General features: G+C 45.1%; 17 protein-coding genes and 1 tRNA gene. 6 read left to right on the plus strand and 12 right to left on the minus strand.

Translation table 11 applies throughout. From position 1 onward, the window contains the following. Positions 1-71 (plus strand): IS3 family transposase (locus tag F0251_RS24670; protein WP_367613550.1); only part of this gene is annotated, 71 nt, incomplete at its 5' end. Between the two features lie 112 nt (positions 72-183). Here the strand turns inward: F0251_RS24670 and F0251_RS14415 are convergent. From F0251_RS14415 to F0251_RS14425, 3 genes are all read right to left on the minus strand, one after another. Next, positions 184-705, minus strand: a complete 522-nt coding sequence (locus tag F0251_RS14415; RefSeq protein WP_171731234.1) for an NADPH-dependent FMN reductase — start codon at positions 703-705, stop codon at positions 184-186. 175 nt (positions 706-880) lie between these two features. Continuing rightward, a complete protein-coding gene (locus F0251_RS14420) occupies positions 881-1,144 on the minus strand; it encodes a YfcL family protein (protein ID WP_004737967.1) in 264 nt (87 codons plus the stop codon). A gap of 9 nt (positions 1,145-1,153) precedes the next feature. Next, a complete protein-coding gene (locus F0251_RS14425; RefSeq protein ID WP_061033725.1) occupies positions 1,154-1,684 on the minus strand; it encodes an elongation factor P hydroxylase in 531 nt (176 codons plus the stop codon). 299 nt (positions 1,685-1,983) lie between these two features. On the opposite strand from F0251_RS14425, the gene F0251_RS14430 reads away from it, so the two are divergent. Then, the gene (locus F0251_RS14430) at positions 1,984-2,607 is read left to right on the plus strand and encodes a trimeric intracellular cation channel family protein (RefSeq protein WP_171731235.1); all 624 of its coding nucleotides are present in this window, start codon (positions 1,984-1,986) and stop codon (positions 2,605-2,607) included. A 71-nt stretch (positions 2,608-2,678) separates the two neighbouring features. Here F0251_RS14430 and aroC read toward each other — a convergent pair whose 3' ends face one another. Both aroC and F0251_RS14440 read right to left on the minus strand, forming a co-directional pair. Beyond that, positions 2,679-3,764, minus strand: coding sequence for a chorismate synthase (aroC, locus tag F0251_RS14435; protein ID WP_116872061.1), 1,086 nt, complete (start codon positions 3,762-3,764; stop codon positions 2,679-2,681). A gap of 268 nt (positions 3,765-4,032) precedes the next feature. After that, a tRNA-Arg gene (locus F0251_RS14440) sits at positions 4,033-4,109 on the minus strand. Positions 4,110-4,320: 211 nt separating this feature from the next. On the opposite strand from F0251_RS14440, the gene folD reads away from it, so the two are divergent. Then, the gene (gene folD, locus F0251_RS14445) at positions 4,321-5,178 is read left to right on the plus strand and encodes a bifunctional methylenetetrahydrofolate dehydrogenase/methenyltetrahydrofolate cyclohydrolase FolD (protein WP_008221243.1); all 858 of its coding nucleotides are present in this window, start codon (positions 4,321-4,323) and stop codon (positions 5,176-5,178) included. Positions 5,179-5,254: 76 nt separating this feature from the next. Here folD and F0251_RS14450 read toward each other — a convergent pair whose 3' ends face one another. The 5 genes from F0251_RS14450 to F0251_RS14470 form a co-directional block, all read right to left on the minus strand. Then, positions 5,255-7,069: a sodium:proton antiporter gene (locus F0251_RS14450; RefSeq protein WP_171731236.1), complete on the minus strand. Its 1,815-nt coding sequence runs from the start codon at positions 7,067-7,069 to the stop codon at positions 5,255-5,257. A gap of 194 nt (positions 7,070-7,263) precedes the next feature. Beyond that, a complete protein-coding gene (locus tag F0251_RS14455) occupies positions 7,264-8,463 on the minus strand; it encodes a NupC/NupG family nucleoside CNT transporter (protein WP_008221236.1) in 1,200 nt (399 codons plus the stop codon). Positions 8,464-8,668: 205 nt separating this feature from the next. After that, the gene (locus tag F0251_RS14460) at positions 8,669-9,589 is read right to left on the minus strand and encodes a LysR family transcriptional regulator (protein WP_080566522.1); all 921 of its coding nucleotides are present in this window, start codon (positions 9,587-9,589) and stop codon (positions 8,669-8,671) included. 152 nt (positions 9,590-9,741) lie between these two features. Then, positions 9,742-10,740 (minus strand): lytic transglycosylase domain-containing protein, encoded by a 999-nt coding sequence (locus tag F0251_RS14465; RefSeq protein WP_116871776.1) that lies wholly within the window; start codon positions 10,738-10,740, stop codon positions 9,742-9,744. A gap of 30 nt (positions 10,741-10,770) precedes the next feature. Beyond that, entirely contained in the window at positions 10,771-11,061 is a 291-nt protein-coding gene (locus F0251_RS14470) for a YcgL domain-containing protein (protein ID WP_004737952.1), read from the minus strand. A gap of 220 nt (positions 11,062-11,281) precedes the next feature. Here F0251_RS14470 and minC point away from each other — a divergent pair, with 220 nt between their 5' ends. From minC to minE, 3 genes are read left to right on the plus strand one after another with little or no spacing between them, the layout of a single operon-like run. Then, positions 11,282-11,944, plus strand: coding sequence for a septum site-determining protein MinC (gene minC, locus F0251_RS14475; protein ID WP_061033720.1), 663 nt, complete (start codon positions 11,282-11,284; stop codon positions 11,942-11,944). Positions 11,945-11,965: 21 nt separating this feature from the next. Beyond that, the gene (gene minD, locus F0251_RS14480) at positions 11,966-12,778 is read left to right on the plus strand and encodes a septum site-determining protein MinD (RefSeq protein ID WP_008221225.1); all 813 of its coding nucleotides are present in this window, start codon (positions 11,966-11,968) and stop codon (positions 12,776-12,778) included. A gap of 6 nt (positions 12,779-12,784) precedes the next feature. Further along, the gene (gene minE, locus F0251_RS14485; protein ID WP_004737949.1) at positions 12,785-13,048 is read left to right on the plus strand and encodes a cell division topological specificity factor MinE; all 264 of its coding nucleotides are present in this window, start codon (positions 12,785-12,787) and stop codon (positions 13,046-13,048) included. A gap of 86 nt (positions 13,049-13,134) precedes the next feature. On the opposite strand, the gene rnd is transcribed toward minE, so the two are convergent. Then, positions 13,135-14,253, minus strand: coding sequence for a ribonuclease D (rnd, locus tag F0251_RS14490; protein WP_061033719.1), 1,119 nt, complete (start codon positions 14,251-14,253; stop codon positions 13,135-13,137). Between the two features lie 131 nt (positions 14,254-14,384). Then, complete coding sequence (gene fadD, locus F0251_RS14495; RefSeq protein ID WP_116871775.1) at positions 14,385-16,079, minus strand: long-chain-fatty-acid--CoA ligase FadD; 1,695 nt, start codon at positions 16,077-16,079, stop codon at positions 14,385-14,387. Positions 16,080-16,184: the final 105 nt, after the last annotated feature.

The raw sequence follows: 16,184 nt of genomic DNA on the forward strand, positions 1-16,184 counted from the left end.
AACGTATAAAAGTGAAACTAAAAGGCCTGACTCCGATAGAATATCGAACTCAGGCCTTGAAAGCCGCTTAACAGAAATGTCCAACTTTACGGGGTCACTTCAGTGATAGGTATCTCTCGGGCTTTTTTCTCTGTGGTATTAAGTCCGCGGAACTCAATCAACACACTTAAGCATTGAATAAAATTACAGCTTAGCGATAGCGTCTTTAATTTGTTGTGCGATCTCTTCGTTGCTGATAGAACCAGATTCAAAGTCGAAGTTATCGTAGAAGCTTGGTACAGAAACAGAGGCCTTTACGTTGCCGCCAAAGTAAGGTGCCGAGCCTGTCGCCGCGCCCAGTACTGTTTGTGCCCCACCAGGGCCAGGAGAAGTCGCTAGGTAAACCGCAGGCTTTTCGCCAAATACTGAACGCTCAATGCGTGTCGCCCAATCAAATAGGTTTTTATACGCTGCTGGGTAATGTCCGTTGTGTTCTGCGAAAGAGATAACAAATGCGTCCGCTTCTGCTAGGTCACGCAAAAATGCTTGCGCGCCTTCTGCTTGGCCGATCTCTTTTTCAGTGTCTTCACTGAACATAGGAACGTTATAATCAGTGATGTTGAGAACTTTTACGTCAGCACCTTCAATCAAGTTAGCTGCGTAAGTTGCTAGTGCTTTGTTGATAGAAGTAGAGCTTGTGCTTGCGCCGAATGCGATAACTTTCATGATATAACCCTTTCTGTAATCTCGTTAAGTGGGATTAGAATAACGTAGTCAGAAAATGGCACCATCACAAGGATTGAACAGACTCATTCAAAAATTTCGAATGAGTCTCAAAATATTCACTGCTCAGCAAAATGGAAAGGAAGGGACTGAGCAGACGATGATAAATAACCCGCGATTAAGCTTGGTTTTGCAGCTCAACCCAAAGGTCATTCACAATGGTGCGATCTGCAGGTGTGAGTTCAGAGCGAGCATCATCTAGGCTCTTCTCAATGCGCGCTTTCACTTCTGCTAAATCTTCAATGCCTTCTTCTTCACATGAAGCCACTGAAAGAGAAATATGACCACGTAAGTAACCACCCGCAAACAGTTCGTCATCTGATGCGTTTTCAATGCGAGCATCAATTACTTCAAGTAGTTTTTCTTCAAATTCGATAATCATAATATTCTCTTATTTCACAATAAACTGGCTAGCACACAGAGGTTCTACATCGTAGAAGTCGCGCAACGCTTCAGAAAGCATTTTGACTCTTGGTGGAAGACCAACTTCTAGGATACCCATGACTTCGTTGTGTACTTTATTCATAAAGGCCAAACGATCTGGCTCAAAATCGCCGTGTAGATTGTCACAGCTAACATTAAAAGGAAAGCCTGCACTGGTTGCAATGATCCATTCATACGCTTGCGGGCGGATTTCTACCTTTTCAAACTCAGCTTGAACCGCTTCTGTTCGACCATCTGGCTCATACCAATAACCAAAATCTTCCAATAAACGACGCTCAGGACCCGCTACACACCAGTGCGCGATCTCGTGCAGTGCAGAGGCATAAAACCCGCGAGCAAACACGATACGATGGTGAGGAACCTGCTCATCGGCTGGTAGATAAATAGGCTCATCTTCACCCAGTTCGAGTTTAGTATTGAAGCTATCGAAAAAGGTTTGGTTGAAAATATTGATGATATCTGGATATTGGTGCGTCATAGAATCAAATTAAAGTAAAAAGAACAGGCGCATTTTGCGTTTTTTTGCGCGCACGGTAAAGCCCTATTAGGGGTAATGACATTCGCAATATCGTTGTCCTAGAGGTGGACAATCGATTGCAGCATCCAGATTACACCACTTTTAGGTGAATGATTAGTTTAGCTAATCTGAAATGCTCATTCACGGTACAAATATTCATTCGTCAATCACCTGTTTTACTACTACACTCGCGCTTCATTTTTATATCTCCAAGGCCTATAAGACTCCAATTTATAGACCTAAATAATAGAGCTACAGCAATGCTACTAAGTGTTTTGTATATCATTGGCATCACGGCAGAAGCCATGACCGGTGCTCTCAGTGCTGGTAAACAAAAAATGGATTGGTTTGGTGTAATGTTGGTTGCCAGCGCAACGGCGATTGGCGGTGGTACAGTGCGAGACATCTTGCTTGGTCACTACCCGTTAGGTTGGGTTGAGAACCCTGAATTTCTTGCGATTACTTGTGTGGCAGGCGTTGTCACAACAGGCCTAGCTAATTGGGTTATTAAACTTAAAGGTTTGTTCATTCGCTTAGATGCGCTAGGTCTGATTGTATTCAGTATCATAGGCACTAAAGTGGCGATGAACATGGGCCTTCACCCAATGATCTGTATGGTATCAGCACTGGTTACTGGTGTATTTGGTGGTTTGCTGCGTGATCTTATCTGTCGTCAAACACCGCTGGTGCTGCATGAAGAGCTTTACGCCTCTATCGCATTGATTGCTTCAGGCTTATACCTAGGCTTACTCGAGTTTGGCATTAACGATGTCACTGCAACGATTGTGACACTTGTGGTGGGTTACTTGCTGCGTATGGCAGCTGTGAGATTCAAATGGCGCTTGCCTTCATTCCAGCTTGATCCTGAAAGCTCTGTGCATTAACAACGAATACCACTAGAAAACAAAAAGGGTTGCTCCAACAGGAAGCAACCCTTTTTTCATTCACTCAATCGTTAGATTTGAGGAGTATTCGTCGTTACGCCATGGTTCTGACCACGATGGCGTAATAGATGATCAAGTAGAACAATCGCTAGCATCGCTTCTGCAATTGGCACCGCACGAATACCAACACATGGATCGTGACGACCTTTAGTGATGAGCTGCGTCGCTTCGCCATCTTTAGTGATAGTGTCACCCGGTACCGTAATGCTTGATGTTGGCTTAAGCGCAATGCTTGCCACAATATCTTGGCCAGTAGAGATACCACCTAAGATACCGCCAGCATGGTTGCTAGCGAAGCCTTCTGGCGTTAATGGATCACGGTGTTCGCTACCGCGTTGATTAACCACATCAAAGCCATCACCAATCTCAACGCCTTTCACAGCGTTAATGCTCATTAGTGCGTGCGCGATATCAGCATCTAAGCGATCAAAGATCGGCTCACCAAGGCCTACAGGCACTTTAGTCGCGACCACTTGAATCTTCGCACCGATCGAGTTGCCTTCTTTTAGTAGGTCACGAATCAGTTGGTCAAACTCAGGTACTTTATCTGCATCAGGGCAGAAGAAAGCGTTGTTTTCAATCTCGTTCCAATCCACTTTATCAATTGAGATATCGCCCATTTGAGAAAGGTAAGCTTGGATTTCAACACCAAATTCTTGTTTTAGGTATTTCTTTGCAATCGCACCAGCCGCAACACGCATTGCAGTTTCACGAGCTGAAGAACGACCACCACCACGGTAATCACGCACACCGTACTTTTGATGGTACGTGTAATCAGCGTGGCCTGGGCGGAATTTGTCTTTAATTTCGGAATAGTCTTTAGAGCGTTGGTCTGTATTTTCAATCAATAGACCAATAGAAGTACCCGTAGTTTGGCCTTCAAATACACCTGATAAAATCTTTACTTCATCTGCTTCACGGCGAGCCGTTGTATAGCGAGAAGTACCAGGGCGACGACGGTCCAAATCTTTTTGAAGGTCTGCTTCGGTAATTTCTAATCCTGGTGGGCACCCATCTACGATACATCCTAGTGCGATACCGTGACTTTCTCCGAACGTGGTCACGCGGAAATGTTGTCCGATACTGTTTCCTGCCATTACTTCCTCTAAATCAGCCATCAGCAGAAGGTTTGATTCCTAAACCCGCTGGTGAACAGCTTTACTTGTCTATTCTTCGTGAATTCATAGTGGCTTTATTACCAAATGATGTAAACCCCAAAAAAGGAACAATTTTAACTTTCTATTACATGAGCCGAACGAAATGAATAAGAGAAGGAAATAACTGGAGCTTTAAAAGAAGTGTTTTATGATGGATGAAATGCAAAAAACCCGACAACTCAGAGAGCTATCGGGTTTCTTTAAATAATGGCACGCCCTGAAGGATTCGAACCTTCGACCACATCCTTAGAAGGGACGTGCTCTATCCAGCTGAGCTAAGGGCGCGCTACAGGAAGGAATTATACGAATTCGAATCATGAAAGCAACGGCTTTATGTAACATTCTGATCTAAGTGAGTAAAAAAAGGGCAACAAACATATAAGTGTTGGAAAATAGAGCAAAGCAATCGTTTGCTTGATGGTAATCAAAAAGATTTTCTGGAATAATGCGCCAAAAACATCAGCCACTAACTTGAATATCAATACTAAGGAAATTCATGACTGCTCAAAATATTGATGGAAAGCTAATTTCTCAAACGGTTCGCTCCGAAGTTGCTGCACGTGTAAAAGCTCGTACTGAAGCTGGATTACGCGCTCCGGGCCTAGCGGTTGTTTTAGTGGGTGAAGACCCTGCTTCTCAGGTTTACGTTGGTAGTAAGCGTAAAGCGTGTGAAGAAGTTGGCTTCGTATCTAAATCTTACGATTTGCCAGCCACTGCAACAGAAGATGAACTGTTAAACCTAGTAGACCAACTAAACCAAGACCCAGAGATCGACGGTATTCTGGTTCAACTGCCTCTACCTGCTGGTATCGATAGCACTCACGTTCTTGAGCGCATCACACCAGAGAAAGACGTTGATGGCTTCCACCCATACAATGTCGGCCGTTTGGCTCAACGTATGCCTAAGCTTCGCTCTTGTACGCCAAAAGGTATCATCACGCTGCTTGACCGTTACAACATCGATTTACGTGGCAAGCACGCGGTTGTTGTTGGCGCTTCAAACATCGTAGGCCGCCCAATGACTCTAGAACTGCTTCTAGCGGGTTGTACGACGACGACATGCCACCGTTTTACCAAAGACCTTGAAGGCCACGTACGTCAAGCAGACGTTGTTGTGGTTGCTGTAGGTAAGCCTAACTTCATTCCTGGTGCATGGATTAAGAAAGGTGCAGTTGTGGTCGATGTTGGTATCAACCGTTTAGAATCTGGCAAGCTAGTCGGTGACGTTGAATACGATGTCGCGAAAGAGAGCGCAAGCTTCATCACACCTGTACCGGGTGGTGTTGGCCCAATGACAGTGGCGAGCTTAATCGAAAATACGATGATCGCTTGCGAGCAGTTTCACTCGAAGTAATCTGTAACGCAGTATAAATTAAATGAGAAAGCCGCAACGTGAAAAACGTTGCGGCTTTTTTGATAAAGAACACTTACTACTTATCTGGAGCCTCGAGTTTCTCAACCGGCTCTGAAGGCGGCAGTAAACTGATGATCTCACACTCTGTCGATATCAGCTTTTCCAAGTCAGCCCCTTGAGTAATTAAACGGAAATCACCGCCATTGATAACTCCAAGTAAAATCGCTTTAGGATACAAAGCATTAAACTCATTCAGATCAAATGCCTCTGTCAGCCCTGTACTCTTAATTTGACTGCCTTGAGCCATTAACGAATTAAGCTTGGAGTAGGTCACGCCTTCCTCAAATAGACTTCGGTTGCCATCTCGACTCACTTGGTGTCTCTCGTGCTTGCTTTCTGGTGACTCAAGCTCAAAAACCTTATTGGCACCAAACTCGTCTTGATAATGCATGCTGACTAACGGGTTAGTTTGGCGATAAGGTGAGACAATCATCGCTCGCCCTATCCCATCCAGTTCCAAATTGTTTTCCGCGTGACTGGAAGCTGGGTTACCAAAGTAGACATTCAAGCTATCCATACGCGCCAAGCGAATACTCTCCCAGTTGGTATCCGCAAGCACACTATTGATGTTATGAGTCGCGAGCACCTTGGCAAACTGTCTTGCGAAGTGGGTGGCACCAAAGAAGATAACCCCTTGCGCTTTCTCTTGAGTGACACCTAGCCTTCTCGCCCACCAACTTGCGGTTAAACTCTGAATAACAACCGTGCCGATAATGACCAAGAACACCATGGGCACTAGCAGATCTGCCCCATCAATCAATTGCTTCTCTTGAAGTTTGATCGCAAACAGAGAAGAAACCGCTGCAGCCACGATCCCGCGCGGCGCCATCCAGCTCAAAAACCATTTATCTGCAGAACTAAGATCCGTGCCGATCCCGCTGATCCACACACTTAACGGGCGAGCCACCAGCATAACCACCGCTAACAACCCTATACCGCCCCAACCTATCGACAGGAACGCGCCCGAATCGAGCCGACTGGCTAACAAAATAAACAGCGCAGAAATGAGCAGCACAGTCAGAGTTTCCTTGAATTCGATGATGTCTTCGATATCCAAGCCTTTCACATTGGCAAGCCAGATCCCCATGATGGTCACGGTTAACAAGCCCGACTCTTCACTCAAGTCATTAGAAAACGAGAACGCCGCCAACATTAACGTCAGCACTGCCACATTACGCAAATAGTGTGGCACCCAATGCCCTTGCAGCATCTTGGCAATCAAATGGCCACCGATGATCCCTAAGCTTAAACCAATAGCCAAAGTCAGCCCAAGCGCAAACAACACGTGACCGGTAGGGTCGGCTGAAGAGACAATGTATTCGTAAACCAGAACCGCAAACAGAGCGCCTATTGGGTCAATCACAATACCTTCCCAGCGCAAAATGCTGCCAAGAGAAGCTTTGGGCTGAATACTACGCAGCATAGGCACAATCACTGTCGGGCCCGTCACCACTACCAAGGCTCCAAATAGCGCTGCTAATGGCCAACTAAAGTTAACAAAGTAATAAGCACCGACCACGATACACGCCCATGTAATCAGCATGCCGACACTCACTAGATGAGTCACCATGCGACCATGGCCTCTGATCTCCTTGAAATTAAGCGTCAATGCGCCTTCAAACAGAATAATGGCAACACCTAATGAAATCAGCGGAAATAGCACTTCGCCAAAAATGGCATCTGGGTTAAGGACATTTAAACCGGGGCCCAATAGCAGGCCGACAATGAGAAGAGGGAGAATAGCGGGAAGACGCAAACGCCAGCCAAGCAGTTGACAGGCTAAAGACAAGAGTCCAATTAGCGCCAAAGAAGAAGTAATCGACAAATCCATTTATGCCCCTAAATAATTTGTGCCACACCCTGTGATACAAATCTATTTGCTAAAACAAGAAAGCCTACGTCATTAAACTATAGGCTCTCTTTTTCATGCTGACCGAATATTATTGTGATTAATCAGTCACTTTACTATAGGGGAAATAAAGTGACTGACTCATCCACTCGGTGCTTAATGATAAAACTAGATACTTACAGTGAAAGTACCACGCCAGCAATCGCGGCACTCATTAGGTTAGCAAACACACCTGCACAAATCGCTTTAAAGCCGTATTGTGAGATGAAAGAGCGACGCTCTGGTACCAAGCTACCTAAGCCACCGATAAGAATCGCCATGGTAGAGATGTTGGCAAAACCACACAGTGCGAAGGTAACGATCGCTTGAGAATGCTCGCTAAGTACCTCTTTCGCGTCCATTAACTGGATGAAAGCGACAAACTCGTTCACAACGATCTTGTTACCTATCAGTGAGCCTGCAACGATAGCCTCAGACCACGGCACACCGATCAGCCATGCAACGGGTGCGAACACATAGCCTAGGATAAGCTCGAAGCTTAGGTTTACGCCAAACCAGCCCCCAACAATACCTAGCAAGCCATTCAGCATTGCAATCACACTGATAAAGGCAAGAAGTGTCGCACCCACCGCAACGGCAATACGAAGTCCAGACATAGCCCCATCTGCCATTGCCTCAACTACGTTTGTTGCTCGTGGAATTTCAACATCAGACTCAATGTTTTCTTGAACATCGTCAGCACTACCTGGTACTAAGATTTTAGCCATCAACAAACCTGCCGGTGCAGACATGAATGCCGCTGCGATCAGATAGTTTAGGTCTACACCTAGTGACGCATAACCAACAAGCGTACCACCAGCAACAGATGCCAAACCACATACCATCACTGCGAACAGTTGTGAATCCGTCATGTGTTTCAAGTAAGGCTTAACCACCAACGGTGCTTCAATCATGCCAACGAAGATATTTGCTGTCGCAGACAGGGATTCTGCACGGCCTGTGCCCAAGAACTTCTGCAGCGCGCCACCGATAAGGTTGATCACTTTTGGCATAAAACCTATGTGGTACAAACCAGAGATAAGCGCAGAGAAAAAGATAATAATGCCCAGAACGTTAATCGCGAAAACGAAACCGTTGTTCGTAAGGCCACCAAATAGGAAGTTAATCCCTTCTTGACCGTAGTTGATCAAGCTAGATACCGCACCAGTGGCTGCATTCAACGCTTCTTTACCCATTGGTACATATAGAACCAATAGCGCGAATGAGATTTGTAGTAAGAAAGCCAGAGAGACTGTTCTTAGTGGAATATTTTTTCTGTCCGTAGATAGTAACCAAGCGGCAACTAAAATAGTAATAATTCCAAGTAGCGAAGCCATGTGCGTCAACCTAAAAGTTGTAGTTAGGAAAGGCGACGCATTCTATAGAGGAAATCGTTTGCGGCAAGCGGCGGTTGTTAATGTGATGTTGGGGTAATCACTCTTGAGCAATGATTTTAATTAAGTTATTGAATTTTAATAATTAACTTTGATTAAAAAGCGTACTTTTTCCATATGGAAATTATATTTATAGATTTGGAAACAGTTAACGATGCAGTTCAACGCAAGTTTTTAGGTTTTCATCCCAGTAGGTTGGCGATCCGATATGATCTTTTATGAACTCAATCACCGCAGAAAGCTTCTTCGGCATGTTCTTTCGACTCGGATACACAGCATAGAATGGCATCAGCTGACTCGCTCTCCATTCCGGCAAGACTTGGATTAATTTGCCCGTTCTGAACTCTTCCTTCACTAAGTAAGTGGCCAAGTAAGCCACGCCCCACCCGGATACCGCTGCGTCTCGAACTGCCTCAGCTAAATCCACCGAGTAATCCCCGGCCACTTTAACACTAAGGTTCTCTTGTCCGTTATCAAACGCCCACGATGTGTAGTCTCGCTCTCGGCTGCGATAGATAAGACAGTTGTGGTCAATCAAATCAGACGGTACGTGTGGTGTCCCGGCTTTAATCAGGTAATCGGGCGATGCTGCTACCACAAACTGGCTATCAGCTAATCGCTGCGCAATGTACCCCTCTGGCAAGTCTTCATTATTGGTGATCCAAAGATCTAAACGCTCTTCAATCATGTCCACTTTGTAATCGAACAGGTGGACTTCGATTCTCAACTGAGGATAAAGCTGTCTGAGCTCATCAATCGCAGGAATAATATGTAAGGTGCCAAATGACTGCGACAGCCCAACACGCAGTATTCCTGAGATATCGTCACGCTGGCTGTCCATATCCATTTGAGCCGCTTTTACCGTGTTAAACAGTTGCTCACAGTGCTGATAGAATACTTCCCCCGCTTCCGTTAGCGTTAGGCTACGTGTGGTTCTTTGTACTAGCTTGATTCCAATGGAGTCTTCGAGCAAAGCAACTTGCTTACTGATATGAGACACCGAAACGTTCAAGCTTTTTGCAGCACTGGTAAAGCCATCATGCTTAATTAATGCATGGAATATCACCATCTGTGCAGCTCTATCTGTTAGCACAAGACCACCTTATTAAAACTCTAAAATATAAAATCAAAAAGGACTCCGAAGAGTCCTTTAGTTCGTTCTGCCTATGGTAGGCCAAATGCTATCAAAGCAAGTCATACCGATTAATACAATTAGGTCGACTAATCAAACTTGATTCTGTCTGCTAGATGGCTAACCGCCAAAGCAAAGTAGTAAGAACGATTCCACTTCATTAACACATTGTAGTTGTTGTAAACGAGGTAAGAACGACCCGCTTCGTCATCTGGCATGATTAACCAAGCTTTAATGTCTTCATCAAGGCTAGGTAATGGGCGATCGTCATAACGCTTAATACCAAGTTCAGACCACTCTTTTAGGTATTTCGCTTTGTCTTCAGAACGACCTTGCAAATCAATAGACACCGTTGATGGTACGTGAACCTGACGGCCCCAAGTGTACTTGTCGTCCCAACCGGATTGGCTCAGATAATTCGCCGCCGAGGCAAATACATCTTCTTCCGTACCCCAGATATCTTTCTTACCATCGCCATTGCCATCAGCGGCATACGCTAAGAATGAGCTAGGCATAAACTGAGGTTGACCCATAGCACCAGCCCAAGAGCCTTTCATCTCTTTTGGTGTGATATGGCCTTGGTCAAGAATAGTTAACGCCGCCATCGCTTCACTGCGGAAAAACGCTTCTCTGCGCCCTTCGTAAGCCATAGTTGTTAAAGCATCGATAACGCTGTAATTACCGGTGAATTTACCGAAGTTACTCTCAACGCCCCATAAAGCGACAATGAATCGCGGCTGAACACCATATTCATCACCAATGCGCTTTAACGCTTTGTAATGCTTCTTATACAGTGATCTTGCTTGCTTCACTTTCCAATCTGGCACTGCTCGTGGAATATACTCATCCAGAGTCAGTTTCTTTTCAGGTTGGTTTTTATCCGCTTTGACCGCTCTTGGCTTAAACGTTACACCATCAAAGGCTTCATCAATGATCGCTTCAGAAATGCCTTCTTCACGGCCTTGTTGCTTTAGTTTTTCTACATATTGCTCAAAGCTCAGTTCTTGAGCCTGTACTGAGCCAATGGTCAGGCTATTACCTAAAAGTAATGCCGACACCGCCAATATGCTTTTCGAAAATTTACTCAACGATCACTCCTCCCTGAATTGAGATAGTTATCACTCTTCGTCTTGATTGTTTTGCTGAGCTTTGCGCTCTTTGTACAGCTCAAGTTCGTTTACTGGTGGAGGCGGAACTTGCAAAAAGAAACCATCGGTGTTCAGTGATTCTCTCACTTTATCGATGTTCACTTGAGCCAGTTTGCGACCGTCCATTTTAATTACCATTACAAAACTAGGTTTACCAAACATTTGCATCAATGCGTCAGGAACTTGTGAAAAATCATCCTTCTTCGGGATATAAAGGTATGTTCCTTCTTTCTTTGAGCTTTTATATATAGAACACAGCATGACAAACCTTTTTAATTGATTATGACTACAAAACTCTCACATGCGAGATCAATAGTTTATGTTAGGGAAATATTGGGAACAAAACGTCCATTTGACAACAAGATTACTTGCTGTGCTTGGTTTGGGAATATAACATGATAAACCTAGTTTCAGGCAATGCCCTTTATTTTATTCATAAAGAAATTGTACCAATTCGCTATTGAGGTCCTGTAGTTTTTCGATGTCTAGTAATCCAGATCTAAAAGGTAGCAGCTTTACGCTATCTGTTTTGCACTTATCCGATGATCAAGTCGAAAATGCAGTCTCTTTTCTTCAAGAGAAGGTAGACCAAGCGCCCACTTTTTTTGCTGCCGCACCTGTGGTTATCAACATCAGTAAAGTGGCTGGCGATATCGACTTCGTAAAACTCAAAGATGGTATCTCTCAAGCGGGTATGATTCCGGTTGGCGTCGCTGGCTGTTCTGACAAACGTATGCAAAACCTCGCGAGGGAAGCTGGCTTTGCAGTAATGACAGCAAGTAAGTCTCCATCGCAAGCGCCTGCTAAGATGGCACCAATTAAAGTGGTTCGAACCCCAATTCGTTCTGGTCAGCAGGTATACGCAAAAGATGGCGACCTATTAATCCTAAGCCACGTAAGTGCAGGTGCAGAAGTGATTGCCGATGGCAGCATCCATATTCATGGCACGTTACGCGGCCGCGCGATTGCGGGCGCAAGTGGTCAAACTGAAGCAAAAATAATTTGTAATGATTTACAAGCCGAGTTGGTTTCTATTGCAGGAAATTACTGGCTCAGCGATCAAATTGAAAGCGAGTACTGGCAGAAGAAAACCATGTTCAGTATGGCAAACGATGTATTACACGTTGACGTCCTCGCAATATAAGAGAAATAAAAGGAAAAAATAATGGCACGCATTATCGTTGTAACGTCAGGTAAAGGCGGGGTAGGCAAAACGACCTCTAGTGCAGCTATTGCCTCTGGTCTGGCTCTAAAAGGAAAGAAAACCGCAGTTATCGACTTTGATATCGGTCTGCGTAACCTGGATTTAATCATGGGTTGTGAGCGTCGTGTTGTTTACGACTTCGTTAACGTTATCAATGGTGAAGCAACGCTTAACCAAGCGATGATCAAAGATAAGCGCACAGAAAACCTATTCATTCTCCCTGCTTCTCAAACTCGTGATAAAGATGCACTAACCAAAGACGGTGTTCGTCGCGTATTTGATGAACTGGATGAGATGGGCTTTGATTTCATCATCTGTGATTCTCCAGCGGGTATCGAGCAAGGCGCTCTAATGGCGTTGTACTTTGCTGATGAAGCAATTGTAACGACCAACCCTGAAGTCTCTTCTGTACGCGACTCAGACCGTATTCTAGGTATTCTTGACTCTAAATCTCGTCGTTCAGAGGACGGCTTGGAGCCTGTGAAAACTCACCTTCTACTGACTCGCTACAACCCAGCTCGCGTAAATCAAGGCGAGATGCTGAGTGTTGAAGATGTTGAAGAGATCCTACACATTTCTCTACTGGGCGTAATCCCTGAGAGCCAAGCGGTACTGAACGCATCGAACAAAGGTGTTCCAGTGATCTTTGACGAAGCAACCGACGCAGGTATGGCTTACAATGATACTGTAGAGCGACTACTAGGTAGCCAAGTTGACTTCCGCTTCTTAACGGAACAGAAGAAAGGCATCTTCAAACGACTGTTCGGGGGCTAATACGCAATGTCATTACTAGAGTTTTTCAGACCACAGAAGAAGACCACTGCAAACCTAGCCAAAGAGCGTTTGCAAATCATTGTTGCAGAACGACGCAGCCATGACGACCCAGCGCCGTCTTACCTGCCGCAACTAAAAGAAGACATCTTGAAGTGTATTGCTAAGTACGTAGAAGTGGATCCATCAATGGTTGACCTTACGTTCGAACACAAAGATGACGATATCTCAGTATTAGAGCTGAACGTTAAACTGCCTGAAGACGATAAGTAATCATCACTATCTCGTCAGCAGATTGATTAAAAAAGAGAGCCTAGGCTCTCTTTTTTGTGTCTGCGTTTTGTTCTTAAACAGTTTGGCTATTTGATTGCTTTATTCAGCCTCTCGCCAACCAGATCTAAACGCCAACCTTGCATCACATCCGGCAGTTTTTCTGGATTACGATCGTGCTTCCAAACCCAACTCAACATTTGGTTTAGTTGCTTCTTCGATGCCAAAAATTCAGTCGCTAGGCCACTGTGTTGCGAAGCGGTTTTCACTTCATCTTTCAACACTTTAAAGACTTGCTTATAGCCCGGGTAGTCCATCAAGCGTTCAACTGGTGCTGGGTACTCTTCTTCTGGCGTGTGTTCCGCTAACTTAACGATTGAGCTGATCTTCGCGCCATGACGACGTACAGAGCGGAAATCAAAACCTTCTTCTTCCATACGCTTCGGATTCTTAATCGCAAAACGCGCGACAGCCCAAAGATCTTGTTCTTTAAAGATAAAGTTCAATGCGAGATCGCGCTTAATCGCTTCTTTCAAACGCCACGTTGCAAGTGGTCTTAAGATAGCAAGTTGCTGTGGCTTCAGTTGCCATGCGCCTTTGATATCAAGGTAAGCCGTGTCTGGGTTTACTTTGCGGATACGCTTAGCTACTTGTAAGTCAGACTCTTGTTGCGCCGCTTCCCACCAGCCCGCTTCCATCACTTTCTCAAGAAGCTTATTGTACATAGGCATTAGGTAATGAACGTCTGCTGCCGCGTAGTCGAGTTGCTTTTGAGAAAGCGGACGCGCCAGCCAATCGGTACGAGATTCACTCTTATCTAAATCCACACCAACAAACTCTGAAACCAAAGCAGCAAAGCCTGTTGATAAGCCATGCCCTAAGAACGCAGCCATGATTTGAGTATCGACCATTGGGGTTGGTGTACAATCAAATGCGTTCTGGAATACTTCTAAATCTTCACCGCATGCGTGTAACACTTTCAGTACTGAAGCGTCTTTCAATAGCCCAACGAACGGTGTCATTTCATCAAGAGCAATAGGGTCAATCAGAGACAGCGTTTCGCCGTCAAATAACTGAATCAAGCCTAATTGAGGGTAATAGGTTCTTGTACGAACAAACTCCGTATCAAGCATAACGACATCGGCTTCACGTGCTTGTTGGCAAACTCGCTCAAGATCTTTCAATTGAGTAATGATTTGATAATCCACAAAAACTCTCACTGGTTTCTATTTGATCGCCGGATACAAAAATGCCGACATTAACTGTCGGCATTCTAACACCATTTTATCACGCTCGCTTAGATTAAGCGTTTCAATGGTTTCAGGAGGACCTGTGTTCGTTACTCACTCGCGCGTTTAGCAAGCTCAGCATCGTTCTCTTCACGTAGTACACGACGTAAGATCTTGCCTACATTGGTCTTTGGAAGGTCTTCTCTAAACTCAACCAGTTTAGGCACTTTGTAACCCGTTAGGTGTTCACGACAGTGCGCAATAATGTCTTCTTTAGTCAGGCTAGGGTCGCGCTTCACAACGTAGATCTTCACCAGTTCACCAGATACTTCATGAGGTTGACCGATAGCCGCTACTTCAAGCACTTGGCCGTGTAGCGCCACTACGTCTTCAATCTCATTCGGGTAAACGTTAAAGCCAGACACAAGAATCATGTCTTTCTTACGGTCAACAATGTGCAGCAAACCTTCGTCATCAAACTTAACAATGTCACCCGTCGATAACCAACCGTCTTGGTCAATCACTTCTTTGGTCGCTTCTGGACGTTGCCAGTAACCTTGCATCACTTGAGGGCCACGAACTTGCAGCTCACCTACTTGGTCATTAGCAACCACGTTACCTTCGTCGTCAATGATACGTACATCCGTAGACGGAACTGGCAAGCCGATTGCACCAGTGTAGTCTTTTAGGTCGTATGGGTTACCTGTTACCAGTGGTGAACACTCGGTTAAGCCATAGCCTTCTAACAAGTGAATGCCTGTCGCTTTCTTCCATTGCTCAGCGACAGCGCGTTGAACCGCCATACCACCACCAACAGAGAGACGCAGATTACTGAAGTCTAATTCATGGAAGTCTTCGTTGTTTACTAATGCATTAAACAGTGTGTTTACACCGGTAATTGCAGTAAACGGAACCTTTTGCAGTTCTTTAATGAAGCCAGGAATATCACGAGGGTTAGTGATAAGGAGGTTACGACCACCCATCTCCACAAACAGCAAGCAGTTCACTGTCAGTGCAAACACGTGATAAAGCGGCAGTGCTGTGACCACCAACTCTCGGCCTTCTTGCAGAACAGGACCATACGCCCCTTTCGCTTGAAGTACGTTCGCGATCATATTGCGGTGCGTTAGGATTGCCCCCTTCGCAACACCTGTTGTACCACCAGTGTACTGCAGGAAGGCAATGTCATCACCTGCCATAAACGGCTTCACATATTGAAGACGACGGCCTTTGTGCAGCGCTTTTCTGAATGAGATAGCACCCGGTAGATCGTATTTAGGAACCATGCCTTTCACGTATTTCACAACGAAGTCGACAATAGTACCTTTTGCACGAGGGAGCATTTGACCTAGGCTAGTAAGTACAACGTGTTTAACTGGAGTGTTGTCGACCACTTTTTCTAGCGTGCTAGCAAAGTTTGAAACAATAACGATCGCCTTTGCACCAGAATCGTTCAACTGATGCTCTAACTCACGAGGTGTGTACAGTGGGTTGACGTTCACTGCGATCATACCAGCGCGCAATACACCAAAGAGTGCAATTGGGTATTGCAGCAAGTTTGGCATCATCAGTGCAACGCGATCGCCCTTCTTCAGCTTCAAATCATTCTGCAGGTAAGCAGCAAAAGCACGACTGCGCTCTTCAAGCTTACGGAATGTCATTACTGAGCCCATGTTCTCAAATGCTGGTTGGTCTGCGTACTTCTGTACCGACTGTTCAAACATTTCAACAAGAGATGGGTACTGATCTGGGTTGATCGTCTCTGGTACGTCACTTGGATAACGTGAAAGCCAAGGTTTATCCACTATGTTACTCCTCGTTTATCAGCTGACGACTGCTTCGCCGCTTTTTATCATTGCGGTATTACAGCACAGCTTTAGTGCATGAGCACTAAAAGGCTCAAACACTTG

The sequence above is a fragment of the Vibrio sp. 070316B genome (assembly GCF_013114115.1).
Taxonomy (GTDB): domain Bacteria; phylum Pseudomonadota; class Gammaproteobacteria; order Enterobacterales; family Vibrionaceae; genus Vibrio; species Vibrio chagasii_B.

Excerpts from the sequence above, each read along its gene's own strand:
- F0251_RS14455 (WP_008221236.1), bottom strand. The coding sequence starts at position 8,463 with ATGGCTTCGCTACTTGGAATTATTACTATTTTAGTTGCCGCTTGGTTA.
- F0251_RS14460 (WP_080566522.1), bottom strand. The coding sequence starts at position 9,589 with ATGGTGATATTCCATGCATTAATTAAGCATGATGGCTTTACCAGTGCT.
- F0251_RS14470 (WP_004737952.1), bottom strand. The coding sequence starts at position 11,061 with ATGCTGTGTTCTATATATAAAAGCTCAAAGAAAGAAGGAACATACCTT.
- F0251_RS14420 (WP_004737967.1), bottom strand. The coding sequence starts at position 1,144 with ATGATTATCGAATTTGAAGAAAAACTACTTGAAGTAATTGATGCTCGC.
- minD (WP_008221225.1), top strand. The coding sequence starts at position 11,966 with ATGGCACGCATTATCGTTGTAACGTCAGGTAAAGGCGGGGTAGGCAAA.
- F0251_RS14415 (WP_171731234.1), bottom strand. The coding sequence starts at position 705 with ATGAAAGTTATCGCATTCGGCGCAAGCACAAGCTCTACTTCTATCAAC.
- aroC (WP_116872061.1), bottom strand. The coding sequence starts at position 3,764 with ATGGCAGGAAACAGTATCGGACAACATTTCCGCGTGACCACGTTCGGA.
- folD (WP_008221243.1), top strand. The coding sequence starts at position 4,321 with ATGACTGCTCAAAATATTGATGGAAAGCTAATTTCTCAAACGGTTCGC.
- F0251_RS14425 (WP_061033725.1), bottom strand. The coding sequence starts at position 1,684 with ATGACGCACCAATATCCAGATATCATCAATATTTTCAACCAAACCTTT.
- F0251_RS14430 (WP_171731235.1), top strand. The coding sequence starts at position 1,984 with ATGCTACTAAGTGTTTTGTATATCATTGGCATCACGGCAGAAGCCATG.
- minC (WP_061033720.1), top strand. The coding sequence starts at position 11,282 with ATGTCTAGTAATCCAGATCTAAAAGGTAGCAGCTTTACGCTATCTGTT.
- F0251_RS14450 (WP_171731236.1), bottom strand. The coding sequence starts at position 7,069 with ATGGATTTGTCGATTACTTCTTCTTTGGCGCTAATTGGACTCTTGTCT.
- minE (WP_004737949.1), top strand. The coding sequence starts at position 12,785 with ATGTCATTACTAGAGTTTTTCAGACCACAGAAGAAGACCACTGCAAAC.